This is a genomic window from Paenibacillus sp. FSL K6-2862, assembly GCF_038005125.1.
Lineage (GTDB): Bacteria > Bacillota > Bacilli > Paenibacillales > Paenibacillaceae > Paenibacillus > Paenibacillus illinoisensis_A.
Genome location: NZ_JBBOSN010000001.1, coordinates 1,423,172 through 1,447,992, shown reverse-complemented (window position 1 = coordinate 1,447,992; position 24,821 = coordinate 1,423,172). Strand labels below are relative to the sequence as shown.

The following is a 24,821-nucleotide window of genomic DNA, read 5'->3' as shown; positions in this document are numbered from 1 at the left end:
AATTTTATCCGCTAACCTTCAGAAGGCACAAGCAGTGGAATAATCTGCTCCAAGGCTTCGATGGTCCAGTCTGCATGCTCTTGGCCCTCCAGCTCAGGCTGAAATCGTCCATAGCCCTGCAAAATCCGAATCGTTCGCATCCCCAGCTTCTTGGCAGGAATGATATCGTTATCAATCCGATCCCCAATCATGACTGCTTCCTCGGGTTCACATCCCGCCTGCTTCAAAGCCACGGCATAGAGTTCCGGATCCGGCTTGGATACGCCTTCTTCTGCCGAGCAAGCCAGTACATCCACGTACCTCCGCAGACCGTAGCTCTCCAGGCGCTCAGCTGTCCCTGGACTCTGATTGGCAATAATGCCAATTCGATAATGGTGTGACAATTCCTTCAACACCGCGTCAGCAGAAGCGAAGGGCTTCTCCAGTTCCTTCCGGAACTTCAACTTCTCCTGGATCTGCTCCCTATGACGTTCATCACTGATTAGCGTTCGAATGGCTACCCTCATGGGCCACTGCTCATAATTTCGGTAACAGGAGGCAAATATCTCTCGCACTTCCTCTATTTTCACCGGATATCCAAGCAAGCAGGCTTCTTTTACAAACTGCCCTATAATATCATCTACCGGCTCCCATTCGTCCACCAGCGTATCTCCTACATCAAAGAACAACCATTTTAACCCCCGTACATCCGGCACGCCTATTCCTCCTTGTTAGCCATGAACGCAATCTCTAAATCAGCAATGTACATTAATGCTCAAATAAAAAAGAAGACCCACCATCATGCATGAGTCTCCTCAGAATTCCGTTTTTCCACAAGTTCAATTATAACAGGCACCTTACACCGGATCAATCGGCAGCTATCACATTAACCATTAAGCAAGAAGCCAACTTCTCCATTAAGGGAATACACAATGCGGTCAGCTCCCATCCCGCGGTAAATGCCTTTGGGGTGACTCTGTTCCGTAATCACACATAGTGATTTGGAGGTCCAGGAACGGCAGATCTGCAGATAGCGGCAGGTCAGGTTCAAACTGTTCTCGAAAATAAAAACGTTGCCTACACTCGACTGCGGTAGAAACCACTTCTGAGCTTCAGCTGTATTCATGCGAATGACGTTCTCCACTCCGATTCTGCGGAGCTTCCGTTCTTCCCCTGCACTGTTAGTCAGAACGGCAAACGGCATTTTTTTGTACATCAACAGCTTGATAAACTTGCGGCCTGCTTCATTCGGTGCTGTTACTAGAATCATCTCATTATCCATCGTTCGTTCCTCCCTTGGCGTGAAAAGACAACAAAAAAGAAGCGTGGGGGACCAAGGCCTCCCGAACGCTTCTTGAATAACCCATGACGAAAACGCCATGAATATGCGTACGGCTTGTTGCCTCTCCCTTTAACGCTTACGAGGTTAGCTGACGGATTCGGGCGCGAGAGTCGCCCTATTTCCGGCTTGCACCGAAAAATTCACCCCATGGATTAGCTGTAATGACAGCCGTTCCGATTGGTTCCCCCGTTTCCCACCCATGAATGAATGGAAACTCAGCGATTAAAACATCGTTCCTGTTTCATGTATTGACCAGAGCGATATTATCGTTTGTTTCGTTGTTCATGTTAAGTTTAATTGAATTAGAAATTACGATATGAATCATACACCCGCGACATGTTAGTGTAAAGTCCGGTCAGATCAGCGAATGGACGAATTTAAGGCATTACACATCAATGATATCGCTTACAACCAATCCATTCTCCATCCATCTCTGTGAATCTCGCTAATTCTCGTCCTTATGAAAAACGTATGTAATTTTAGATATCTGTAAGTAAACATAGGAATTTATTTAATTAGTTTTGCATTATCTAATTGTAAGCAATATAATATAACTATAGGAATCATTAACCCATTATACGATATGGAGGCGACAGATCATGTCCGTTTATGACTACAAAGTCAATACCCTTCGGGGCCAGGAAGTCGAGATGTCCGATTATCGCAACAAGGTGCTGCTAATTGTAAATACGGCGAGCAAATGTGGTCTGACCCCGCAATTTGAAGGCTTACAGGAACTCTATAACAAATTCAAAGACCGGCAGTTTGAAGTACTAGGCTTCCCAAGTAACCAATTCGCTCAGGAAAAAGGATCTTCCGACGATATTGCTGAGTTCTGTCAGATGAATTACGGTGTAAGCTTTCCTATGTTTGAGAAAATTGATGTTAATGGCTCAAGCGCTCACCCACTATTCCAACACCTGACAACAGAGGCACCAGGACTGCTCGGATCCAAAGCCATCAAGTGGAACTTCACCAAATTCCTCGTTGATCAGAACGGACGTGTCGTGAAGCGTTATGCTCCAAAAACGACTCCTGACCAAATTGAGGCTGATATTGAGAAACTGCTGAAATAAATCAACATGGAGAGGCCATAATCAACAGGGAACCAGAGAAAGTCCGGTTCTGTGTGAATGGCCTTTTTTTATGTTTATCCAAACGCAAAAAAGAGGTTTTCCATATTCGGAAAACCTCTTCTTGTCGTACAATATGATGCGGTCGAGAGGACTCGAACCTCCACGGGCATACGCCCACTACCCCCTCAAGATAGCGTGTCTGCCATTCCACCACGACCGCATGTCGTAAATAATCGGCAACAAAATTGATTATACAGGTTTACATTATAAAAGTAAAGCACTTTTATAAAAACTACTTTTGCACCTGTGTTTCCCCTCCAAATATCGGTTTTTTTCGTCATGATCTTTTAACTGCTGCATACATTAAATTTCAATTCATTTATACATCTTCATTTTTAATTTTAGCTCCCCATACGAAAGTATATCATATACCTATCATTAGTTTTCTAGCATTTAACCATTACGAGTCATATAATATAACATTTAAATATAATTAAAACTTAAAAGTAAGAAACCATTGACAAAATACGGATGTTTATGTGATGATATATATCATATAATTCGGATTTTAAACATAAAAGGATTCAGAAACCAATAATAATGTTATATAATATAACACTTTACGAACATAGGAGGCGAAAGACCGTGAACCGTGGGAATAAGCTGCTCGATTATGTCAAACTGCTTGATTCCTCCATTCATGTCGGAGGTTTTACCCATTCATTTGGTATGGATGTACACATCGCTGAAGGCAGCATCCGAAATGCCGATGATTTGGAATCCTTCATGCGCTGCCAGCTGCATCCCAGTATCGTTCGACTTGAGGGCATGGCGATTAAAGGTATCTACAGCGCAACGGATCATAATGACACATGGCGAACAGCACTCATTGACAAGTTGGTTCACGTTCAGCGGACTCCTTCTGATCAAAGGGAGCAAGCCGCTGCCATGGGCAAAAGACTGATCAAGCTGGCCCGGGCTCTCCACCCCTGGATTGAATTCAACCAGCTCGAACATACCCTTGCCAAATACGAGTCTGTAGGCTGCCTCTCTACTGTTCACGCCTGGATCAACCACTACCTCGATATCCCCGTCGAGGAAGCGGTAATGGGTTACTTGCACTCAGCTATGAATGCATGCATAACCGAAGCTTCCAAAGTCCTCCCCATGCATAACGAAACCACCCAGGAACTGCTGGTTCGCCTGGCCGCAGACCTGGAGCATGAATGGAATACCGTTAGCGCCTCCGCTGCGGATGGACCGGCACAGCCAACCTCCATGTCCATGAAATCGCTGTTCCCCAGCTTCCACATGCTTGGCGCAGGGCTGCATGCTTATCGCGCCTAATCTTACCGCCTCCAAGCTTCCTTCATATTTCCCCAAAGGAAAAAAGCACGCAGCAACCTCCTTGCTGACGTGCTTTTTCTCGTATGCCTATAGAACATCACGTTTTTACGTCATTATTTAATATTAATACACTATTTTTCATCATTTATAATTGTTACATGACGTAAATGCGTATATAATGTAATGAACAGCTCGCATCTCCCTCTATTATACACAGCCGAAGGCGGGTTGAAATACTTCTATGAGGGGTGAACCCTTTTGAACAAAAAGAAACCCGTGACTCCGTTCGGATGGGCCATCAAACGCCGCTTAACGGAGCTGCAGATGGACCAGAAAACGTTCTGCGAGAAGCACGACATCCCGCCGTATCGTTTATCCAATCTCATCCATGGCACACGAAAAGCCACCCGTTTCCGAAACCAGGTGGCAGAGATTTTGCAAATTTCGGATGAACTACGATGACACCACCATTAACATACCGTCCCGATCCTTTAACTGATTGCCAAGGAGGGCCTATTCATGAGTTTCTTTACAACCGACCTTGAAAGGTTATCCTTTCAATCCCTACGTCATCAACTCATCATCGTCGACCGCGACTGGAGAATCCGCAGCTGCAATACCGCATGGCAGAACGGACTCGGGCGATTGCATCTCTCGAAATACAAAAAAACCGACGCCCACCGATCTTCTTGCGAAACGTTTCATTATCTTCAGCTGCTGCAGATATGGGCAGCCCAGGAAGAGGAAACGGAGAATTCATCGATTATTCAGAAGTTAGAGAAGATTCAATATCCCTTTGTTCACTTCCATACATATGACATATCTGTACAGTCTGCGAACCTGGACCTTCGATGGTTCAGGCTGGAGCTTACACCCTTGAATCAGGCGGATCCTCCTTCTCCGATGGGACTAGCTCTGATCTCGCATACAGACATCACGGAACAGAAGCGAATTGAACAGCAATTGAAGCTCGCTCTATCCGAAGTGCGGACACTACGCGGCCTGCTTCCCATTTGCGCCGTCTGCAAACAGATTAAGGATGAGCAGGACGTCTGGAATTCAGTCGAAGGTTATTTGGAGAGACATACCCATGCAGAATTCACACACGACATCTGTCCGGACTGCATCCGCAGGCTATACCCGAAGTACTCCAACATTTTGGATAAACGCTCCTGAGCATAACAAAAAAAAGCAAAAAAATAACCACCTCTCCTACACGGACAGGTGGTGTTCAAATTGAGACATATCCAATTCCTCCGGCGATCCCTGCAGCGCAATTGCTCCCTTATCCATGACATAGATAAAATCCGCAGCACCACGCACGAAGTCAATACTTTGTTCGACAAGCAGCACCGAAATGTCGCCCTTTGCCTTGATTTGCAGAATGACCTGCCGAATATCCTCGACAATTGACGGCTGTATGCCTTCCGTTGGTTCATCCAGCAACAATAGTCCAGGCCGTGAGGCAAGCGCTCGCGCGAAGGCAAGCTGCTGCTGCTGGCCACCACTCAGATCACCGCCCTGTCGTCCATACATGGTCGCAAGGACCGGAAACATCGCGAGCACATCTTCAGGAAACGTCTTCACCCCAGGCGCAGATGTCTCCAGACCGAGCAGCAGATTCTCCTTCACCGTGAGCTGAGGGAAAATCTCACGCCCCTGAGGAACATATCCAATGCCTGCCTTGGCACGTTTGGCAGGCTCCAAAGCGGATATATCCTGCCCTTTCCAATGGATGGCCCCCTTCCTCGTTTTGAGCAGGCCCATCAACGTTTTCATCAGCGTTGTTTTGCCGACACCATTCCGGCCCATTAGGCAGACCACCTGTCCAGGCAGGACATCCAGATTAACACCACGCAGCACATTACTTTCCCCGTAGCCGGATTCAATTCGTTGCAGCGACAGCATGGTCATCTCTCCTTTTTCCCAAGTAGACTTCGGCCACCCTAGGATCTTCCTGCACCTCAGCCATGGTACCTTCCTTCAACAGCTTCCCTTCATGCATCACGGTCACTTTCGCCGCGTACTCACGGACAAACTCCATGTCATGCTCTACAACCACGACCGAACGTTCACGCGCTATCCCCTGTAACAACCTGCCCGTTTTATGCGTTTCCTCGTCCGTCATCCCGGCAACCGGTTCGTCCAGCAGCAACACGCGCGGTTCCTGAAGCAGAAGCATACCTATTTCCAGCCACTGCTTCTCGCCGTGAGATAGCGCCCCTGCCCGTGTATACACGCGGTCTTGCAGTCCAATTTGCGCTATGACCTGTTCCATTGCCGTGTTGATTTTCCCAAACCGCGGAATACCAAGAGTCCGAAGAGGTGAACGCTGATTTTCCGCCGCCAAGGCCAAATTTTCCTGTACGGTAAGACCTCCGAAGATGGATGGAGCTTGAAATTTGCGTCCTACACCCTTCCGGACGATCTGATGCTCCTTTAGACGTGTCAGCTCTGTGCCATCTTCCAGCCGCACCGTGCCTGAGACGGGTTTGGTTTTTCCGCAAATGACATCCAGCATTGTCGTTTTCCCCGCACCATTGGGGCCGATCAGAAAATGCAAATCATGCTCATGCAGCTTCAGGTTCATGCCATTAACTGCGACAAATCCGCCAAAAGCTACGGTAATACTCTCAGCCATCAATACGGGTGAAGGTTCAGTAGACTTCAGGTTTTTCTTTACTGACAGGGACATGCACAACCTCTCCTCTCCGCTTCAGTAATCGAACGATATTTCGATAGACTCCAACGAGCCCGTGGGGCATGAACAACACCACCGTTACAAACAGCCCGCCGAGAACAAACAACCAGCCTTCAGGGTACGCCTCACTTATCCCGGTTTTGGCCGCATTCAAAACCACCGCACCGATCACAGCCCCAATGAGCGTACCGCGACCACCTAAGGCAACCCATAACACCATTTCGATGGATGGAACAATCCCCATCATGGACGGCGAGATAATCCCGACCTGAAGAACAAACAGCATACCCGCTATTCCTGCAAGCGCACCAGAAAGGGCAAACGTCAGCGTTTTATAACCCGCCGGATCATAACCCAGGAAACGCACCCGGTTTTCTCCATCCCGCGAAGCTTCAAGCACCTGACCAAACCGACTATTTACCATTCTTCTGCAGAGCAGGTACGTGAGCACCAAAATGGCAAGTGTAATATAGTAGAGCACAATTGTTGTTCCTGCAGAATGCAGCGTGAAACCAAAAATGGAGTTATAGCCGGTTATACCATTAGTCCCCCCGGTCCACTCCTGTTTGCCGATAAACAAGGTAACCGTGATTAACACAAGGGCTTGTGTCAAAATCGTAAAATACACACCGGTAATCCGGTTACGAAACGTGAACCACCCCAGCACAAATGCCAGCAAAGCCGGCAGAGCAATACCCAGAAATAACGCCACTGGAAATGAACGAAATGGTTCCCAAAACCACGGTAAGCCTGACAAGCCGCTCCACCCCATGAAATCAGGCAGGGATGTACCGCTCGCCTGCAGTTTCAGATACATGGCCATGGCGTAACCACCAAGACCGAAGAACACTCCATGCCCCAGACTCAGAACCCCGCCGTAGCCCCAGATCAGATCCAGTCCGATGGCCAGAATAGCCAGTGCCAGGAATTTAGCGAGCAAACTAAGCCGAAACTCGGTAGAGATTAGCGGGGCAAGACACATTAGAATCAGTACGACCGCCCAGATGATTCTCGTTTTTAAACTGCCTGACTTCAGAAGTGCTGACATCATATAACCCCCTTCTTCCTGTTAGTCGAGACTGCGGGTTCGCATGGCAACAAGCCCCCGCGGCTTCCATTGCAGAAAAGCAACGATACATACGAACACCAGCACTTTGCCGATGGAGGCCGATGTGTAGGTTTCAAACAACGTATTGAACATGCCAATCCCGAGCGCTCCGCATACCGTTCCTACCAGTTTGCCAACCCCGCCAAGAACCACAACCATAAATGCATCTACAATATAATAGGTTCCCAGCGAAGGGCCGATCGGCCCAATGAGCGTCAGAGCACAACCCGCGATACCCGCGATTCCTGAACCAATGGCAAAGGTCATGCCATCTACCCGTCTGGTCGAAATCCCGAGACAGCCCGCCATGCTCCGGTTCTGCATGACAGCGCGCATCCGTCGTCCGGAAGAAGTGCGGTATATGTACAGATACATACACAGCAGGACAACCGCGACAAGTGCGATGATAAAAATTCGTTTATACGGAAATACGATACCGTCAGAGATCGCAAGACCGCCGTTAAGCCAGGACGGACTGGATACCCCCACATTCGGTGCCCCGAAAATGGTACGTGCCAGCTGCTGCAGCATCATTCCAACTCCCCATGTGGCCAGTAAACTGTCCAAGGGCCTACCGTATAAATGCCGGATCAAAATCACTTCAAGCAGCCAGCCGATAAGTGCCGCTACACCAAACGCGATCGGCAATGCCACGATAAAATAAACTTCAAACCACGCTGCCGGAGCATAGGAAATAAACAGATTCTGAGTCACATACGTTGCATATGCACCAATCATAATCAACTCACCGTGAGCCATGTTGATGACATTCATGAGACCAAACGTTACTGCGAGCCCCAGCGCAATCAATAACAGGATCGAGCTGATGCTAAGGCCATTGAACATTTGCAGAACAAACATATCCATCCCGATCACCCTTTCACATGCTAAAAAGCCTCATTCCGATTCAAATACGTCACCAAGACTATGCATCAACGCTTTATCGTGATATTGTACGAGGGTGCGCTGTCCCACCCTCATCCGTAATCTCAGAAGTTTGGACATGAAGGACTTGCTTATTGATTGCTTAGGGAAGCTCCCCATTCGTAGGTTTTCAAATAAGGATCAGGCTTGACAGGAGAACCGGAGTTCCACAATTCCTTGAATTGACCATCTTCCTGCACTTCTCCGATCCGGACGGTTTTGTATATATGCTGATTCTCTCCGTCAACGGTTACTTTCCCCTCGGGAGCATCAAATTCCAATCCTTTTGCTGCTTCTCTGACCTTCTCCACATCGGTTGAACCCGCTTTTTCAACGGCTGCCTTCCAGAGGTACACTGCTACGTAACCCGCCTCAATCGGGTCAGCCGTTACCCGGTCAGCACCATATTTTTCTTTATATTTCTCAACAAATGTTTTGTTTTCTGGAGTATCTGTTGTCTGATAATAGTTCCATGAAGCCAGGTGCCCTTTCAGCACATCTGCTCCAATGCCCCGAATTTCCTCTTCCGCCACACTGACCGACAGCGTCGTCATCTGTTCCGAGGTGATTCCAGCATCCTTCAGCTGCTTGAAAAAGGCTACATTGCTGTCCCCGTTAAGCGTGTTATACACCACATCCGGCTTCGCAGCTTTGATTTTGCTTATGATGGTACTGTAATCGGTATGGCCCAGCGGTGTATATTCCTCGCCAACCACTTCTCCGCCCTCAGCTGCCAATTGAGCCTTGATCACCTGATTGGCCGTTTTCGGGAAAACATAGTCCGAACCAAGGAGATAAAATGTTTTGCCCCTATTCTCGAGCAACCAGGTTACGGAAGGAACAATTTGTTGGTTTGTTGTTGCACCTGTATAAAAAATGTTGGGAGATGACTCCAGTCCTTCATACTGCACCGGATAAAATAAAAGCCCTTTATTCTGCTCGAACACGGGGAGCATCGCCTTTCGACTCGCCGAGGTCCATCCGCCAAAAACAGCGGCCACCTTATCCTGCTGAAGCAGCTTCCCGGCCTTTTCCGCAAAAGTCGGCCAATCCGAGGCCCCATCTTCAATGACAGGCTCAATCTGTTTGCCAAGGACACCACCAGCTGCATTGATCTCTTCAATCGCAAGCATCTCGGCATCCTTGACAGACACCTCGCTTATTGCCATCGTTCCACTCAAGGAATGAAGAATGCCTACCTTGATCGTCTCATCGGACGCAGCAACCTCCCCTGTTCCACCGGAATTCGAAGCTTCAGGCGGCGTTCCACCTTCCACACATCCCGTTAAAGCAATGACCGCCCCCAGCAAAATCCCCCATAATCTGACCGATCTCTTCTTCAATAGCCTACACTCCCTTTTTTTAGTCTATTGACGAACATTAAGGTCATTTAACACCGAAATGTTCGTTGATCCAAATTATGGAGTCTCCAACTCTTCATGTCAATAATGCTTACATAATTTTATTTTACGCCTACTTGTTTCATGCATGCTGCTAATATGTTTCAAACCTTATTGACAAAGGGTCACCCTGTGTGAGTATATTTAACATATAACATGATACATGAAGATATATACTTTTATGGGAAAGGTCGGATGGCCCTTGCACTGGACGGAGCAGGAAAAAGAAAAACTGCTGATTACCGTAGCCGCCAATCTCGCCCGCGAACGCAGAGGACGCGGATTGAAGCTAAATGTTCCCGAAGCCATCGCTTTGTTAACCTCCGAGCTCATGGAACGAGCGCGGGATGGAATGAGCGTAGCGGATTTGATGAGATATGGCGGTACAATCCTTACACGGGATGATTGTATGGAGGGAGTTGCCGATATGATTCCCGAGGTACAGGTGGAAGCTACATTCCCTGACGGGACCAAGTTGGTTACCGTGCATGAACCCATACGCTGAGAAAGGCAGGAGAATGCCATGATTCCAGGCGAATATCGATTGAAACCGGATGAGATTGTCTGTCATCCCGATCGCCAAACGATACGATTAATGGTCTTGAACCGCGGTGATCGACCCGTGCAGGTCGGTTCTCATGTTCACTTCTATGAAGTAAATGCCGCTCTGGACTTCGACCGCACCGCAGCGTTCGGACATCGTTTGCATATCCCTGCAGGCACCGCCGTTCGTTTCGAACCCGGGGAAGAAAAGCCGGTTGAACTCACCACTTTTGGCGGCAAACGACAGATTTATGGATTTAACGGATTAACAGAAGGGTCGGCAGACCAGCCTCCAGACCCGCAGAAACTCGAAGCCTTCCTCAAGGCTTTTGCCCCCACGCCATCACAGGATGGAGGAGATTCAGCATGAAACGCATGTCTCGTGAACAATATGCTTCCATGTTCGGTCCAACAACCGGGGATGCCGTAAGACTGGCAGATACGGAGCTCTGGGCAGAGATTGAGCATGATTACGCTGTATACGGGGATGAGAGCAAATTCGGAGGCGGAAAAGTCATCCGGGACGGCATGGGCCAGTCCGCAACCGCTCTTCGCAGCCACGGTACGCCGGATACTGTCATTACGAACGCCATCATTATCGATCATTGGGGTATTGTAAAAGCAGATATTGGCATCCGCGACGGAATCATCTGTGCGATTGGCAAATCCGGTAATCCGGATACGATGGACGGGGTCGATCCACTCCTTGTGATTGGCGCTTCAACCGAGATCATCGCCGGCGAAGGCATGATTGTCACCGCAGGCGGAATCGATACCCACATTCATTTTATTTGTCCGCAGCAGATTCAAACTGCCCTGTCTTCCGGAGTAACTACCATGATCGGCGGAGGTACAGGACCAGCGACAGGCACCAAAGCAACGACCTGCACACCTGGAGCCTGGCATATTCATCGCATGCTGGAGTCCGCCGAAGCCTTTCCTATGAATATTGGTTATCTGGGTAAGGGCAATAGTTCAACCACCGCTCCACTCATTGAACAGATTGAAGCTGGTGTCATTGGCTTGAAATTGCACGAGGATTGGGGGACAACCCCGAGTGCCATTGACGCGTGCCTGACTGCCGCCGGAGAGCATGATATCCAGGTAGCTATTCATACCGATACCCTGAATGAGACTGGTTTTCTGGAGAATACCCTTGCCGCCATTAACGGCCGCACGATTCACACGTATCATACGGAAGGCGCAGGCGGCGGACACGCACCAGACATTATCCGTGCTGCAGGTGAATCGTACGTGATTCCTTCTTCAACCAACCCCACGCGTCCTTATACGAGGAATACAGTTGAAGAACATCTCGATATGTTGATGGTATGCCATCATTTGGATCCGGCAATTCCAGAGGATGTCGCTTTTGCCGATTCCCGGATTCGCCCAGAGACCATTGCGGCAGAAGACATTCTGCATGATCTCGGTGTCTTCAGCATTATCAGCTCTGACTCCCAGGCCATGGGCCGGGTAGGCGAGGTCATTATCCGTACCTGGCAGACCGCAGACAAAATGAAGAAACAGCGCGGCAAGCTGGAATTGAAATCAGATTCCCCTTCCGACAACGACCGCATCAAAAGATATGTCGCCAAATATACGATCAACCCTGCCATCGCTCATGGCATCAGCCATATCGTCGGTTCTGTGGAAGTGGGCAAGCTAGCCGATCTGATCATCTGGAATCCTGCCTATTTTGGGGTCAAACCCGAGATGGTGATCAAAGGCGGTATGATCACTTTCGCTCAGATGGGTGATCCCAACGCCTCCATCCCGACGCCTCAGCCCGTGTTCGGCAGACCGATGTTCGGGTCATACGGTGGAGCTATTGCCAAAGGGTCCATTACTTTCGTATCCCAAGCTGCTGCTGATGCAGGCATCAAGGAGACACTTGGATTAAACAAGCGCGTGGAAGCCGTCAAAGGTTGCCGCTCAGTGAGTAAAAAGGATATGATCCACAACGATGTGACACCTCATATTGAAGTCGACCCTGAGACGTATGAGGTTCGAGCCGATGGGGTACTGCTTACCTGCGAACCTGCGGATGAGCTGCCGATGGCACAGCGCTACTTCATGTTTTGACATCTAGTGATAAAGGCAAGCGTTTCACTTCTTCAGGTTCGTACTACCCTCTTCATTATTGTGTAAAATCATGTCCAATCTATATCCTTACATTATTTTTATATCGGATTTTGGTTGGAAGGGAAATAAGACAGAAGCAAAGAAAGGACGCTTGGCATGATGCAAAGTGGTACAAAGCTTCTTCGATACGTTCAACTGCTCGACTCGGCCCTGCCCATCGGCGGGTTCTCCCACTCTTTCGGTCTGGAAGCATACACGCATGACGGCACCATTCGAACAATCACCGAGCTTGAACAATTCATTCGCAGCCAGCTTCACTCCAGCCTGATTCGGATCGATGGACTTGCTATCAAAGGCGTTTACCAAGCAATGGAGGAACAAGACTCCGCTCTACTTGCTCTCTATGATAAGCGGGTTCACGCCCAGCGAACCCCCCGGGAGATTAGGGAAAGCGGCCATAAGATGGGAAAGCGGCTGCTGAAACTTGCCCGTTCTCTCTATCCTTGGATGGACTTCTCGCTTATTGATGAAGCTGTGCAGACGCATGGTGCCTATTGCGGGATTACCACCATTCACGGTTATATCCTTTATCAGTTGAAAATCGGATTAGACGAGGCCGTTACCGGTCATTTGTATACCTCAGTGAACGCTTATGTCAACAGCGCACTGCGCCTCCTGCCGATTGGGCAAACCGAGGCACAGATGCTCATTCAGAAACTGCTCGATGATATCGACTCCGAATGGATTCGAATTCGGGATGACAACCCCGAAGATATGCACAGTTTCGGTATTGCCCAGGAAATCTACGCCATGCGGCACGAAAGCTTACCAGCCCGCCTGTTTATGTCCTGATATCCATATTTATAAGCTACAACTTTCTATTAAAATCAGCCGATAATCCAAGGAGGAATTTGTTATGTGTGGAGGAGCTAATCATACGCATCATCCGGAGTGGGAACGTAAGGCATTTGATCGCAGCAGACCAATGCGAATTGGTATTGGAGGCCCGGTAGGCTCTGGCAAAACTGCCCTTGTGGAGAAGCTGTCGAAGGCGCTGCGTACACGCTATAGTCTGGCCGTCATCACAAACGATATTTATACCAAGGAAGACGCCGAAATCCTGCTGCGCCAGAACGCTCTTGCGCCAGAACGCATTATTGGCGTTGAAACAGGCGGATGTCCGCATACAGCCATTCGAGAAGATGCCTCAATGAATTTTGAAGCCGTAGACGAATTGGTCGAGCGTTTTCCTGATCTGCAATTAATCTTCATTGAGAGCGGCGGCGATAACCTCTCTGCTGCATTCAGTCCGGAACTTGCAGATGTGTTCATCTACATCATTGACGTTGCCCAAGGGGAAAAACTGCCTCGCAAAGGCGGTCCAGGCATTACCCGCTCAGACCTGCTGCTGATCAACAAAACAGACCTTGCACCTTATGTTGGCGCAAGTTTACAGGTGATGAAGGATGATACCGAGCGGGTACGCGAAGGTCGCCCATATGTGATGTCGAATCTCATGAGCGGTGAGGGTGTATCCGAGATCATTCACTGGCTTGAGCACCAATACATGGATGACGATGCAGCCGCTGCGCATCTGCATTCACACAGCCATGACCACGGCTCAGCCCACAGCCATTAATTCATCCCCCGTATCAGAAGGAGCCGAAATGAAGTTGGGCATTCGTGCTGAAGGAGCGGTGATACGACGCAGCGAGCTTCGAGCCACATTTGCCCTTCAAGAGGGACGTACGATCATGACAGATCGTTATTATAGCGCACCTCTCCGGTTCAGTCGCTCCTTTCGCCCACCGGGGAACAGCAATGGGTTATGCCTCTACACATCAGACGTCTCTCCCGGTGTTCTTAACGGGGATCATTATCATTCCGAGTGGCATTTGGGTGAAGGCACCCATGTGATGCTGAGCAGTACATCAGCGACACGCCTTCATCCTACGCCTTCACTTCCCTCGTCGGTCAACCATCACTTCCAGATCAGGAAAGGTGCTGTGCTAGAATACTTCCCGGAATGTGTAATCCCATTCAAAGGTAGTTCTTCTTCGCTTACCGCCACCTTCCATCTGGAAGAACAGGCTATTCTCGCTTATGCGGATGTTTGGTCAGCCGGACGAATTCACAGGGGTGAGGCTTTTGAGTTCAGCAAATATCGAAATTCAACCGAAATATGGCAAGGGGACCAGCTTGCTGTGTGGGACCGATTCGGAATGGAACCTTCACGCGATGATCCACAAAAATCAGCTGCATTGCTGGATTTCACCCATACTGCGGCCCTGTGGATGATCGCTCCTGGACTGGGGACAGCGGAACTGGAAAACATCAGGTCTGCACTGCCTCCGGATGGTCGAATGCTCGCTGGTGCAAGCCTGCTCGCGAGCGGAGGGATCGGCGTCCGTTTGCTCGGCATGGCTGCCTGGGAACTTCAGGAACAATGCCTGCACATTTGGAACACCATTCGACCGCAGCTGTTAGGCAACGAGAATCTTACGTTTCGCAAATGAACTGCACATCATAATTTGATGAAGTCAGAGATGAAGACGACTACAATCATCTCACATGAATACAAAAAAAACCTCTGAACATTTCCGGAAATCATCCGGATTGATTCAGAGGTTTTGCATTAGATCGATTCATCCGTTTCAGGTTTATCATCTTCTTTATATCGAAAGTCAGCAGCATTTCTACTTTCCTTGGACTTGCGATAACGGGTAAATTCAATATATTCGCTGATAAAAGACTGCTCTTCGGTTGATAATTCACTCTCCTGGCAATCCAATTGCCGCAACACGCCAAAAAAATAATCCTCCCGTTTTTCCCGTACCATCGCTTCCTTGGATGGACGTCCAATCATGAGCCAGTCCAGACTCACATCAAAAAACGCAGCGATCTCAATCAATTTATTCGTGCTTGGAATCGACTTTCCACGTTTCCAATCACCCAGATTCCCGGTGCTGATCTTCAGTTGTTGACAGAATGCTTTCTTTGTCATCCCTCGCTCGGCAATCAGGTGTTCAATTCGCTCATATATCGACTGCATACAGGACCGCCTTCCAACCATAATATCTAAAATCCATATCTTGCACCATAACGTAATTCTCCGGCAACATTATATAGACAATTATACCACAACAGATATTAATCCTCAGCCCTTCTTCATCCATGAGCAGTTTTCACATAGATATATGAAAAAAATAAAAATAAACTCTCATGGATATCCACGAGAGTCTATTCCCTTAACGTTTACATGTAATGCGGTCGAGAGGACTCGAACCTCCACGGGTATACACCCACTACCCCCTCAAGATAGCGTGTCTGCCATTCCACCACGACCGCATATTCAAATGTATAAATGGTGAGCCATGAAGGGCTCGAACCTTCGACACCCTGATTAAAAGTCAGGTGCTCTACCAACTGAGCTAATGGCTCTTGCTGTAACTTCACCGATGTGCCATATCATCTCTTGTTTTAAGAACAATGACTTGCGAGGTTTCCTTATTAAAAAGGTGGTGAAGATATGACCCGTAGGGGATTCGAACCCCTGTTACCTCCGTGAAAGGGAGGTGTCTTAACCCCTTGACCAACGGGCCTTGTTAACGAGTTGTCTTTCTTGGCGACAAGAATGAGTATACCACACCACATAAAAATAGTGCAACACTTTTTTATTTTTTTATCTAGCGTTTTTTAAAGATCATTTTTCAATAAAATTTAGGCTCGTTTAACTGGCTCTACCATCTGAGAGATCTGAATTTCATATCAATGTCATCAGAATCATTAAATCATGTTAAAGTAATATCAAAACACTTATAAAAACTTATGTTCACTTAAAATATTGCAAATCAAATTACAAATACTTATAATTAGGTTATCAGTAGTACGGTCACTCATTAGTAAGGAGGCGGCATGATTGTTTCAGGAAGAACGAATGCAGCTGATTATTGAACATCTTCGCAAACACAACCGGATCTCGGCAGACGAGATCGTTACCCTTTTTGACGTCTCACGGGACACGGCTCGAAGGGATCTGATTAAGCTGGAAGAACAAGACGCCATTATCCGAACACGGGGCGGCGCCATCCTCCCCTCTCCTCCCCGTGAATATATCTCATACAAGGATCGCCTGCTCCATGTTTCGGAAGAAAAAAGGGCTATAGGCAAACTCGCTGCAGCCATGGTCCGCCAAGGTGAAAACATCATTTTGGATTCTTCCACGACGGTGCAGGCTTGTGCTGAGCATCTGAATGGAAAGTCATGTACAGTCATCACCAATTCCATTCATTCCGCAGATCTTCTCTCCAATCACTCGGCTGTCCATATTCGTTTACTTGGCGGCAAAGTCGACAAGGAACAACGTTATGTTTACGGCGCCTCGGTGATCGAAACACTCTCTCATTATTACGTGGATAAAGCCTTTATCGGTATTGGCGGGATTACGATGGATGGATTCAGTGCTTCCGAAGAAGAAGGCAAGATTAAGCAAAAAATGATGCAGGCGGCCAAAGAAGTCTTCGTGCTCGCAGATCATTCCAAATTTGATAAACGTTACGGGTACCGTTTTGCCGACTGGTCACTGATTGATGTACTGATTACCGACCAATGGCCATCAGACGAATGGCGTAACTTTTTGAATGAACAACAGGTTGAGATTCTCATTCCTGAACCAACAGAAGATAAGGAGTTGTAAGGTGATGAAATTATTTGCTACGGATTTGGATGGAACACTGCTAAACAGAGACAGTCAGATTAGCCCGGAAAATGCAGCCGCTATTCACCGGGCCCAGCAAGAAGGATTAAAAGTTACAATTGCAACGGGACGCGTCTATTCGGACGTTGTCGGCATTTGCCAAGAAGGCGGGATTAACACTCCTGTCATTGGGTCCAATGGTGCCACGATTCATGACGCTGAAGGGAACCGTCTGTATCATCTTCCGCTCGAACGTGAGACAGCAGCATCAGTCATGCAGTGGCTCGAAGATCATGAGTGCTATTATGAAGCGTCCACTCAGCAGGGAATATACGCCCCAATCAGCAGCCATGATACGATGCTTGCCGAGATGGACCGTATCCTGGGAACAAGTCCTGGCGAGGACGTTGAGCGCCTGATTCGCGCCGTTAAGAAGCATTACGACAAGAAAGACTACCATCGCGTTCATTCCCATCAGGAGATTCCTGCAGAAGCTTACATTTACAACATTATGGCTTTCTCACTTGACCCGGATCAATTGCAGAAAGGAAGAGCCTACTTTGCCTCCAGATCGGATGTCGCAATGGTGGTATCCTCTGAACACAATTTCGAAATGCAGCATCCCGATGTGTCCAAAGGCAATGCTCTCACTAAACTGGCAGCCCATCTCAATGTCTCCATGGAAGATACGGCAGCTATCGGCGACAATTTCAATGATGTTTCCATGTTGAAAATGGCCGGACTCGGCATCGCCATGGGCAATGGTGAACCGGAGATTCAAGCCCTTGCCAAAGCTATAACATTGACCAATGTGGAACACGGTGTAGCCCATGCCATTCACTCTGTACTGGACGGCAAACCGATCTCCCGGCCCGAAATCGTTGCTGAAGGCGGTCAATAAATTCGGTCCTGTCAGGAAATCGCACGAGCTCTCACTTTAACTCGAATGATCTCACATGCGGCACATCCTGCAGCAGCACAATCAACTGTTCTCCCCGGAAGGACCCGGGCATCTGAACGGTGAATTCAAGCACAGTCTCCTGAGCCGAGCCTGTGCTTGTTTGTTGTTCCGTCCTGAATCCGATGACCGAAATCTTTTCCTGCCCCAGCAGTGCCAATATGGCTTTCAGGCTGTCTGCTTCCTGCTCCAGGCGAATGGTTAACGTTTCTGTTCTCGCGGAAACCAGCCAGCGTGTCGGCCGATGCAGCAGCATCTGTGCGAGCACGATCAGCAGGGTTACACCTGCTCCCGTCCAATAGAGTCCAGCACCTACAGCCAGTCCCATGCCTGCCGTTGCCCAGATACCAGCGGCTGTCGTCAATCCCCGGACGGTATGGCGCTGCGTGAAGATCATACCGGCCCCAATAAAGCCCACACCACTAACCACCTGTGCTGCAATCCGGGAAGGATCAAGCGACAGATTAGCCCAGCCTGCCTGATCCTGAAATCCATACTTTGAGACAATCATCATTAACGCTGCACCAACAGCGACCACAAAATGAGTCCGTATTCCCGCTTCTTTCATCCGGTTTTTGCGTTCATACCCGATAAGGACCCCGCAGATCCCCGCTATGAGAACTCGCATCAAGTATTCCATTTCCATTCTCATCACCTCTCTTATGTCAGCATTTTGCAGATGGACCTTCACTTACTGAATTAATGCAATATGCTTATGTATATGCTTACATGTATCCTTCTTTACTATTTACCCATTTCCTCTCCAATAATTAATCCACACAGCAACTTCCTTCTATTTCAGTAGGCACAAAAAAAAGAGACCTGTACGGCCTCCACTTAAATTTCTCTTATTACCCATAATTACAAAAATGGTATGATTCTATCCTTTCTGTTTCCAGCGATACCTATTCAGCTCGGAAGTTCTCCCCTTGTCGCTCTCCTAATCCGTAATAATGGCGGAAATTATAGATTAACGGGTTCCACTTTGCCGGATCAATTTTATTCAGTCCAGATATAAGCTTCTTATGTGCATGTACCTCCAGCGATTTCACTTCGACTACAGCCATAAAAGGCGTATGCTCTGGGGTACGGATATGCTGTACAGATGCCTCAATCTGAAGCGGACACTCGGCTATTCTCAGAGGTTTAACCCGAAGCGAATCCTGAGCGGTTAACCCGGCTGCTTCAAATTTCTCCGAACAAAATTCATAGCCCATCTGTCTTTTCTCCTCAGGAACCGGATATGTACCCGTATAACGCCCCAGAGATTCGACTGCTCTCCACATGGACGCATCCGGCAAATTTATGACACATTCAGGATGTCTTTTCAAGTTCTCATAGGCTTTTCCCTGGATGCCCAAGCCGAGAACAAGACAATCTCCCAACGCCCAGGAAGAGGACAATGGCGACAGGTTCGTTGACCCATCCTCGTTTAAGGTGCTCAAGAGAAGTACGGGTGTTCCATAATATAAAATGCTTGGGTTAATTGTCTCATGCTGGTCCATTACTACCTCCTCAGCAGATCGTTTACTCGCGTTTTCGAAATTCATTGGTTTGCTCCATCTCCTGTCTCACATACTTGGCCCCTCAATGTTTGAAGTCTGCGGTGGCCTGTCCCAATTGTAATACGCCAACAGTTCAAGTATCATCGAAGTATGAATGCATATCCAAATATATCTGTTATCGCGTCATTAATTGCCGATCCGAGTCGCGCTGTCTTTCTCGAAGCACTACTGGGTGGACAGGCCCTGCCTGCAGGCGAGCTTGCCTATATGGCTGGTGTCACACCTCAAACCGCGAGCAACCACCTTGCCAAACTTGTAGAAGGCGGGCTGCTAGTTGTTGAACGGCAAGGCCGGCATCGATACTTCCGGTTGGCTGGCCAGGAGATTGCCTTTCTGATTGAAACGATGGGCAGTATCGCCCCTCCTGTTCAGGTGAGGTCACTCAAACAGTCCAATCAGCTCCAGCATCTTAGCTTTGCTCGTACCTGTTATGGACACCTTGCTGGTAAGCTTGGGATTGCACTGTGCGATGCATTGTTGCGGGAGGAATATCTACTGGAGCCTGAAGCAGATCAGGCCAAGGATTATCACATTACAGAGAAAGGAAGACAATGGTTTACTTCATTCGGCATTGATCTTCAGGTTAAACCGGGATCAAGACGTGCCATCGCCCGCAAATGTCTGGACTGGAGCGAGCGGCGTCACCACATATCCGGACTGCTGGGCGAACAATTGGAACGCAGACTTTCGCAGCTCGAGTGGACCCGGAAGAAGCCTGGCAGCCGCTCTGTTGAAGTTACGGATGCTGGCAAGAAGGGTTTATACGAGGTTTTGGGAATCTCGCTGTAGGCAGGTTTACGTTGCAGCTCTCACCAAAGGAAGATCTACACCAAAAAATCCCCTTCACAACGAACCGATCAACGGTCCATGTGAAGGGGATTCTATTCGTGTATTCAATACGGAGAGAGAGGGATTCGAACCCTCGCACCGCTTACGCAGTCTAACCCCTTAGCAGAGGGTCCCCTTATAGCCACTTGGGTATCTCTCCAAGAAATGGCTCCCCGAACAGGACTCGAACCTGTGACAACTCGATTAACAGTCGAGTGCTCTACCAACTGAGCTATCAGGGAATAATCTCGAATAAACATAATTTATCATGATTAATAAGCCAAGTCAACATCTTAACTATACTTTCTTGCTAACTGTAAAAAAGGGAGAAAATACAGCTCATACCGGTATATTGCATCCCCTCTTCAAGCCGGTTATATCCATTAGGATGAACACTACTCGTTAGAGATGGTTTGAAGAGCCAGCTTGCCGGCACATCGGCCGCATCTGTAACGTTTGGGATCCATTTTTCGTTTACGCAGATATTCTGTTCCACAGCTCTTGCATACCAGCTTGTACCGATAAGGCTGCGGCTTTCTGCCCTTGCCATCCGGAAGAGACTGACAGAACCTCGAACCGCCTACCTTTTGCAGAAGAGCCTTGAATTCTGGGTCCCTGTGGCGATAGCCGCGTCCGCGAATATGCAGATGGTAGTGGCACAATTCGTGCTTTATAATTTTCTCGACCTCATCCCGCCCGTATGCCTCAAGCTGATGTGGATTAATCTCAATTCGGTGACTCTTCAACATATATCGGCCGCCGGTTGTCGTCAGACGTCGATTAAACAAGGCCTCGTGGGTAAACGGAACCCCGAAATGATCCAGCGATACCTGCTCAATCCACTGCTGCAGCTCAGCATTATCCACTCGGTTCCCCTCCTTTCTCACCCCTTGGACCGCTCCATTTTCCGGTATAATACTTGAATTTTAACCGTTTCGTAGGCTACACTGTCAAGTAGAATGTATGAGGGGAGATTATTACACGTTATGCCTACAATGCGTTATGTCATCCTGCAGCAGGAACAGCAATTAGAGTTTGTTGAAATGCCCGCTGATTACGCCTATCAACTCAGTGCACTCAACCTGCGTCTGCACAAAGAGATTGATAAACTTACTGCAGCGGATGTACCTGTACTGCCCTGGGCCATCGCTGAATGTGACGACCTTGATCTTCTGAACGAGCAGCTCAGTATCACCGGAGGGCTGGATTACATCAATGCGCTTGAGCATAGTTTCGCCAAACTGCGCGAGACGCATTATCCCTTGATTTCCTTACTCACCGAAATTCGGGCCCTTCAAGCTCAGCTCGAACAATGGTACGAAGAAGAAATGGAAACACTCTGATTCATTTATCGTTTTCTAAATGTACACGTCCTAACCTGTAAGCGCATTTCCGTAACTGGATTTGCGCTTTTTATTTTATCTGAATCGACAGGTCGGTTGACAAGTCGGACAATGTTTTTTACACGTTCCGCGCGGCTTAATCCGCACAGTCCAGGCTATTGCCACATATGCTAACGTACAGATGAATTATGCAAGAGGAGGAGATCCCTTTGCCTCAATGGCTTTGCAATCAACTGATGCGTGCATTTCACAAGAAAGACAGCAGACAGATCAAGCTGCTGAACGAATGCTGGTTCTTTTACCGAAACAAACCTGCAAATGGCACACCGCGCAGCGCGGATCGTGAACTCTAGAATCTGACATCACTCTTCATGTATACAGCCCATTCTCTCTTCCTATATTAACTCATTCGAAGAATATGGAAAGGTCGACAACACCATTCGAGCCGACAACAAACAGCCTTCCCACAACTGGGAAGGCTGTTCTCGGGTCATGGGACTACGAAGTCTGCTTCGAAGCAGGCTTTTTCATGGTCAGGCCGACCCGGCCCTTTTTGGTATCCACATTCAACACCCATACCGTTACATTATCACCGACAGAAACAACATCCATCGGATGCTTGACGTAACCGTTGCTCAGCTGTGAAATATGGACAAGTCCATCACTCTTGATCCCGATATCGACGAAGGCACCAAAATCAATTACGTTGCGAACGGTACCTTGGAGTTCCATGCCTTCAACCAGATCCTCAATTTTAAGGACATCCGTACGGAAAATAGGCAGCGGCATTTCTTCCCGAGGGTCACGTCCCGGACGCTGTAAGCTGTCGAGAATGTCGCGCAGTGTAGGCACACCCACGTCCAGTTTCACAGCCAGTTGTTCAGGCTGCTGTTCGGATAGAAGCACAGACAACTCCTTGCTGCCCAACTTGTCCAGTTCCACCTGAAGTTCTTTGAACAACTGATCGACGACCTTGTAGGATTCCGGGTGAATCGGTGTACGATCCAGCGGATTCTCACCTTCACCAATGCGCATGAAACCTACACATTGTTCATAGGTTTTGGCGCCCAGACGTGGTACCTTCTGCAGCTGACGACGGTTCGTAAAGCGTCCGTTTTCCTCGCGGTACTTCACAATGTTTTTGGCAATCGTCGCATTCACGCCGGCCACATAGGACAGCAACGATGGCGAAGCCGTATTCACATCCACGCCTACATGGTTAACCGCTGATTCCACGACCGCTTTCAGACTTTCCTCCAGAATCTTTTGAGAAACGTCATGCTGGTATTGGCCTACGCCAATGGCCTTTGGATCAATTTTCACCAGTTCAGCCAGTGGATCCTGTACACGACGGGCAATGGAGGCTGCACTGCGTTCGGCTACGTCCAGATCCGGGAATTCCTCCTGCGCCAGCTTGGAAGCGGAATACACACTTGCTCCTGCTTCATTAACGATGAGGTACACGAGACTTTCATCGCCATTTTCCTGAATGATCTCGGCTACAAACTGTTCCGTTTCACGGGAAGCTGTACCATTACCGATAACGATCAGTCCGATGTCATACTGCTTGATCATCCGGTGGAATACCTCGGCTGCTTCGCGCTTTTTGTTGTGTGGTGGCGTCGGGTACGTAACAGCGACTTCCAGCAGTTTGCCCGTATCATCTACTACAGCCAGTTTGCAGCCCGTACGATAAGCAGGGTCGACACCAAGCACACGTTTGCCATGAATCGGCGGCTGAAGCAGCAAGTTACGCAGATTGGCGGAAAACACGGATATTGCCTGGCTCTCTCCCTTTTCCGTCAGTTCTGCCCGGACTTCGCGCTCAATTGAAGGTGCAATCAGACGTTTGTAGGCATCTTCAATAACTGCGCGCAATACATCCTGTACTGCAGATGCACCTCTGATGATCTGACCTTCCATATGACGATGGGCCGGTTCAGGCGGAACCTCCAGACCTACTTTCAGAATGCTCTCGCGCTCCCCGCGGTTAATGGCGAGAATCCGGTGCGGAGGCATCTTTTTGGCCAATTCACGATAATCATAGTAGTTCTCATAAACCGATTCCTGTTCCGCATCCTTCGCTTCCGAAGTCAACATGCCATGATCCAGCGTATAGCGACGAATCCACGCACGAATGGCAGCATCATCAGCGATGTTCTCGGCGAGAATATCTTTGGCTCCCTGAAGAGCTGCTTCTGCATCATCCACTCCAAGCTCTGCATTGATGTAACGCGCAGCTTCTTCGAGCACATCCCCCTGTTTCGGTTGACTCCAGATCCATACAGCTAAGGGTTCAAGACCTTTTTCCTTGGCTACGCTGGCACGTGTTTTGCGCTTCTGGCGATAAGGACGATACAGATCCTCTACCTCCTGCAGCTTTACAGCCTGGGTAATGGACTTTTTTAGTTCTCCCGTCAATTTACCTTGTTCTTCTATAATACGGATGACTTCCACTTTGCGATCCTCAAGGTTACGCAGATATACAAGACGTTCCTCAATCAGTCGCAGCTGGTTCTCATCCAGCTCTCCAGTCATTTCTTTACGGTAGCGGGCGATAAACGGAATCGTATTGCCTTCTTCCAGAAGCTCTGACGTCGTGCGCACCTGCTTCAAGGCCAGTGACAGTTCCTTGGCTACCTGTTTGATGATTCTTTCCTGGCGTTCTGCCTTTATTGTTTCTTCATTGGGTTCCAGAACCGTTCCCTGTTCAGACAAATAAATCCCTCTTTCCTTCCTGAATCGTTTCAGATTAAGCATGTTCAGGGCAGCTATGCTGCTGTAATCACAGTATCGAACCTGCACTCATGCAGATTGCTCTTCCCTATATTATCACAAAATCCCGCTCAGTTTTCCAGCATTCCTACCAGTTACAAGTTCTTACAGTGAAGTTTATGGTTCATCGCTTCGCGTAACCCATAAGAAA

General features: G+C 48.4%; 27 protein-coding genes, 6 tRNA genes and 1 riboswitch. Of the genes, 15 read left to right on the top strand and 18 right to left on the bottom strand.

The genetic code is table 11. The features are described 5' to 3' along the window. Positions 1-11 precede the first annotated feature (11 nt). Complete coding sequence (locus MHB82_RS06560) at positions 12-695, bottom strand: HAD family hydrolase (protein WP_341174192.1); 684 nt, start codon at positions 693-695, stop codon at positions 12-14. Positions 696-865: 170 nt separating this feature from the next. After that, positions 866-1,261 (bottom strand): hypothetical protein, encoded by a 396-nt coding sequence (locus tag MHB82_RS06555; RefSeq protein WP_095289178.1) that lies wholly within the window; start codon positions 1,259-1,261, stop codon positions 866-868. A 118-nt stretch (positions 1,262-1,379) separates the two neighbouring features. Continuing rightward, positions 1,380-1,552: riboswitch (cyclic di-AMP (ydaO/yuaA leader) on the bottom strand. Between the two features lie 368 nt (positions 1,553-1,920). Between MHB82_RS06555 and MHB82_RS06550 the strand changes: the two genes are divergently transcribed. Further along, positions 1,921-2,397, top strand: coding sequence for a glutathione peroxidase (locus MHB82_RS06550; protein ID WP_095289177.1), 477 nt, complete (start codon positions 1,921-1,923; stop codon positions 2,395-2,397). Positions 2,398-2,534: 137 nt separating this feature from the next. Here MHB82_RS06550 and MHB82_RS06545 read toward each other — a convergent pair. Further along, positions 2,535-2,617 (bottom strand) — tRNA-Leu (locus tag MHB82_RS06545). A 425-nt stretch (positions 2,618-3,042) separates the two neighbouring features. Here MHB82_RS06545 and MHB82_RS06540 point away from each other — a divergent pair. The 3 genes from MHB82_RS06540 to MHB82_RS06530 all read left to right on the top strand — a co-directional run bounded on the left by MHB82_RS06540 (position 3,043) and on the right by MHB82_RS06530 (position 4,920). Continuing rightward, the gene (locus MHB82_RS06540) at positions 3,043-3,744 is read left to right on the top strand and encodes an urease accessory protein UreF (protein ID WP_181429875.1); all 702 of its coding nucleotides are present in this window, start codon (positions 3,043-3,045) and stop codon (positions 3,742-3,744) included. 258 nt (positions 3,745-4,002) lie between these two features. Next, positions 4,003-4,206 (top strand): Rha family transcriptional regulator, encoded by a 204-nt coding sequence (locus MHB82_RS06535; protein ID WP_095360626.1) that lies wholly within the window; start codon positions 4,003-4,005, stop codon positions 4,204-4,206. Positions 4,207-4,263: 57 nt separating this feature from the next. Further along, entirely contained in the window at positions 4,264-4,920 is a 657-nt protein-coding gene (locus MHB82_RS06530; RefSeq protein ID WP_095360627.1) for a hypothetical protein, read from the top strand. Positions 4,921-4,956: 36 nt separating this feature from the next. Here the strand turns inward: MHB82_RS06530 and urtE are convergent, their stop codons facing one another. The 5 genes from urtE to urtA form a co-directional block, all read right to left on the bottom strand. Further along, entirely contained in the window at positions 4,957-5,652 is a 696-nt protein-coding gene (gene urtE, locus MHB82_RS06525; protein ID WP_095289171.1) for an urea ABC transporter ATP-binding subunit UrtE, read from the bottom strand. Next, the gene (gene urtD, locus MHB82_RS06520) at positions 5,630-6,439 is read right to left on the bottom strand and encodes an urea ABC transporter ATP-binding protein UrtD (RefSeq protein ID WP_341174191.1); all 810 of its coding nucleotides are present in this window, start codon (positions 6,437-6,439) and stop codon (positions 5,630-5,632) included. Before urtD ends, urtE begins: the two co-directional genes overlap by 23 nt. Next, the gene (urtC, locus tag MHB82_RS06515; protein ID WP_445671222.1) at positions 6,402-7,493 is read right to left on the bottom strand and encodes an urea ABC transporter permease subunit UrtC; all 1,092 of its coding nucleotides are present in this window, start codon (positions 7,491-7,493) and stop codon (positions 6,402-6,404) included. The genes urtD and urtC overlap by 38 nt, the downstream gene beginning before the upstream one ends. Before the next feature lie 21 nt (positions 7,494-7,514). Continuing rightward, on the bottom strand, positions 7,515-8,420 hold the full coding sequence (urtB, locus tag MHB82_RS06510; protein ID WP_095289165.1) for an urea ABC transporter permease subunit UrtB: 906 nt from the start codon (positions 8,418-8,420) through the stop codon (positions 7,515-7,517). A 149-nt stretch (positions 8,421-8,569) separates the two neighbouring features. Further along, the gene (urtA, locus tag MHB82_RS06505; RefSeq protein WP_193723026.1) at positions 8,570-9,820 is read right to left on the bottom strand and encodes an urea ABC transporter substrate-binding protein; all 1,251 of its coding nucleotides are present in this window, start codon (positions 9,818-9,820) and stop codon (positions 8,570-8,572) included. Positions 9,821-10,040: 220 nt separating this feature from the next. Here urtA and MHB82_RS06500 point away from each other — a divergent pair, with 220 nt between their 5' ends. From MHB82_RS06500 to MHB82_RS06475, 6 genes are all read left to right on the top strand, one after another. After that, positions 10,041-10,382: an urease subunit gamma gene (locus tag MHB82_RS06500; protein ID WP_375335118.1), complete on the top strand. Its 342-nt coding sequence runs from the start codon at positions 10,041-10,043 to the stop codon at positions 10,380-10,382. Between the two features lie 18 nt (positions 10,383-10,400). After that, entirely contained in the window at positions 10,401-10,790 is a 390-nt protein-coding gene (locus MHB82_RS06495; RefSeq protein WP_183522701.1) for an urease subunit beta, read from the top strand. Next, the gene (gene ureC / locus MHB82_RS06490; protein ID WP_095289158.1) at positions 10,787-12,505 is read left to right on the top strand and encodes an urease subunit alpha; all 1,719 of its coding nucleotides are present in this window, start codon (positions 10,787-10,789) and stop codon (positions 12,503-12,505) included. The genes MHB82_RS06495 and ureC overlap by 4 nt, the downstream gene beginning before the upstream one ends. Positions 12,506-12,664: 159 nt before the next feature. Beyond that, a complete protein-coding gene (locus MHB82_RS06485; RefSeq protein WP_341174189.1) occupies positions 12,665-13,357 on the top strand; it encodes an urease accessory protein UreF in 693 nt (230 codons plus the stop codon). A 64-nt stretch (positions 13,358-13,421) separates the two neighbouring features. Beyond that, positions 13,422-14,144: an urease accessory protein UreG gene (gene ureG / locus MHB82_RS06480; RefSeq protein ID WP_095360634.1), complete on the top strand. Its 723-nt coding sequence runs from the start codon at positions 13,422-13,424 to the stop codon at positions 14,142-14,144. After that, positions 14,059-15,021, top strand: a complete 963-nt coding sequence (locus tag MHB82_RS06475; RefSeq protein ID WP_341174188.1) for an urease accessory protein UreD — start codon at positions 14,059-14,061, stop codon at positions 15,019-15,021. The genes ureG and MHB82_RS06475 overlap by 86 nt, the downstream gene beginning before the upstream one ends. 119 nt (positions 15,022-15,140) lie before the next feature. On the opposite strand, the gene MHB82_RS06470 is transcribed toward MHB82_RS06475, so the two are convergent. From MHB82_RS06470 to MHB82_RS06455, 4 genes are all read right to left on the bottom strand, one after another. Further along, the gene (locus MHB82_RS06470; protein WP_095289152.1) at positions 15,141-15,557 is read right to left on the bottom strand and encodes a helix-turn-helix domain-containing protein; all 417 of its coding nucleotides are present in this window, start codon (positions 15,555-15,557) and stop codon (positions 15,141-15,143) included. 213 nt (positions 15,558-15,770) lie between these two features. Next, a tRNA-Leu gene (locus tag MHB82_RS06465) sits at positions 15,771-15,853 on the bottom strand. Positions 15,854-15,870: 17 nt separating this feature from the next. Next, positions 15,871-15,946, bottom strand: a tRNA-Lys gene (locus MHB82_RS06460). Positions 15,947-16,035: 89 nt separating this feature from the next. Continuing rightward, a tRNA-Glu gene (locus MHB82_RS06455) sits at positions 16,036-16,107 on the bottom strand. A 317-nt stretch (positions 16,108-16,424) separates the two neighbouring features. Here MHB82_RS06455 and MHB82_RS06450 point away from each other — a divergent pair. Together MHB82_RS06450 and MHB82_RS06445 are read left to right on the top strand one after the other, a co-directional pair. Beyond that, positions 16,425-17,201, top strand: a complete 777-nt coding sequence (locus tag MHB82_RS06450) for a DeoR/GlpR family DNA-binding transcription regulator (RefSeq protein ID WP_095360636.1) — start codon at positions 16,425-16,427, stop codon at positions 17,199-17,201. A gap of 4 nt (positions 17,202-17,205) precedes the next feature. Continuing rightward, complete coding sequence (locus tag MHB82_RS06445) at positions 17,206-18,102, top strand: Cof-type HAD-IIB family hydrolase (protein WP_095360637.1); 897 nt, start codon at positions 17,206-17,208, stop codon at positions 18,100-18,102. Between the two features lie 31 nt (positions 18,103-18,133). On the opposite strand, the gene MHB82_RS06440 is transcribed toward MHB82_RS06445, so the two are convergent. Both MHB82_RS06440 and MHB82_RS06435 read right to left on the bottom strand, forming a co-directional pair. Next, positions 18,134-18,805, bottom strand: a complete 672-nt coding sequence (locus tag MHB82_RS06440; protein ID WP_341174187.1) for an MgtC/SapB family protein — start codon at positions 18,803-18,805, stop codon at positions 18,134-18,136. A gap of 259 nt (positions 18,806-19,064) precedes the next feature. Then, the gene (locus MHB82_RS06435; protein ID WP_341176594.1) at positions 19,065-19,664 is read right to left on the bottom strand and encodes a flavin reductase family protein; all 600 of its coding nucleotides are present in this window, start codon (positions 19,662-19,664) and stop codon (positions 19,065-19,067) included. 150 nt (positions 19,665-19,814) lie between these two features. Between MHB82_RS06435 and MHB82_RS06430 the strand changes: the two genes are divergently transcribed. After that, the gene (locus MHB82_RS06430; protein ID WP_110821370.1) at positions 19,815-20,513 is read left to right on the top strand and encodes an ArsR/SmtB family transcription factor; all 699 of its coding nucleotides are present in this window, start codon (positions 19,815-19,817) and stop codon (positions 20,511-20,513) included. 110 nt (positions 20,514-20,623) lie between these two features. Here MHB82_RS06430 and MHB82_RS06425 read toward each other — a convergent pair. The 3 genes from MHB82_RS06425 to MHB82_RS06415 form a co-directional block, all read right to left on the bottom strand. Continuing rightward, positions 20,624-20,712 (bottom strand) — tRNA-Ser (locus MHB82_RS06425). Positions 20,713-20,718: 6 nt separating this feature from the next. Continuing rightward, positions 20,719-20,794 (bottom strand) — tRNA-Asn (locus tag MHB82_RS06420). A gap of 153 nt (positions 20,795-20,947) precedes the next feature. Further along, positions 20,948-21,418, bottom strand: a complete 471-nt coding sequence (locus tag MHB82_RS06415) for a SprT family protein (protein ID WP_095289073.1) — start codon at positions 21,416-21,418, stop codon at positions 20,948-20,950. Between the two features lie 120 nt (positions 21,419-21,538). Between MHB82_RS06415 and MHB82_RS06410 the strand changes: the two genes are divergently transcribed. Beyond that, positions 21,539-21,895 (top strand): hydrolase/acyltransferase, encoded by a 357-nt coding sequence (locus MHB82_RS06410; RefSeq protein ID WP_110821371.1) that lies wholly within the window; start codon positions 21,539-21,541, stop codon positions 21,893-21,895. 209 nt (positions 21,896-22,104) lie between these two features. Next, entirely contained in the window at positions 22,105-22,248 is a 144-nt protein-coding gene (cmpA, locus tag MHB82_RS06405; RefSeq protein ID WP_095289070.1) for a cortex morphogenetic protein CmpA, read from the top strand. 145 nt (positions 22,249-22,393) lie between these two features. On the opposite strand, the gene MHB82_RS06400 is transcribed toward cmpA, so the two are convergent. Beyond that, positions 22,394-24,613, bottom strand: coding sequence for a Tex family protein (locus MHB82_RS06400; protein ID WP_341174186.1), 2,220 nt, complete (start codon positions 24,611-24,613; stop codon positions 22,394-22,396). Positions 24,614-24,821: the final 208 nt, after the last annotated feature.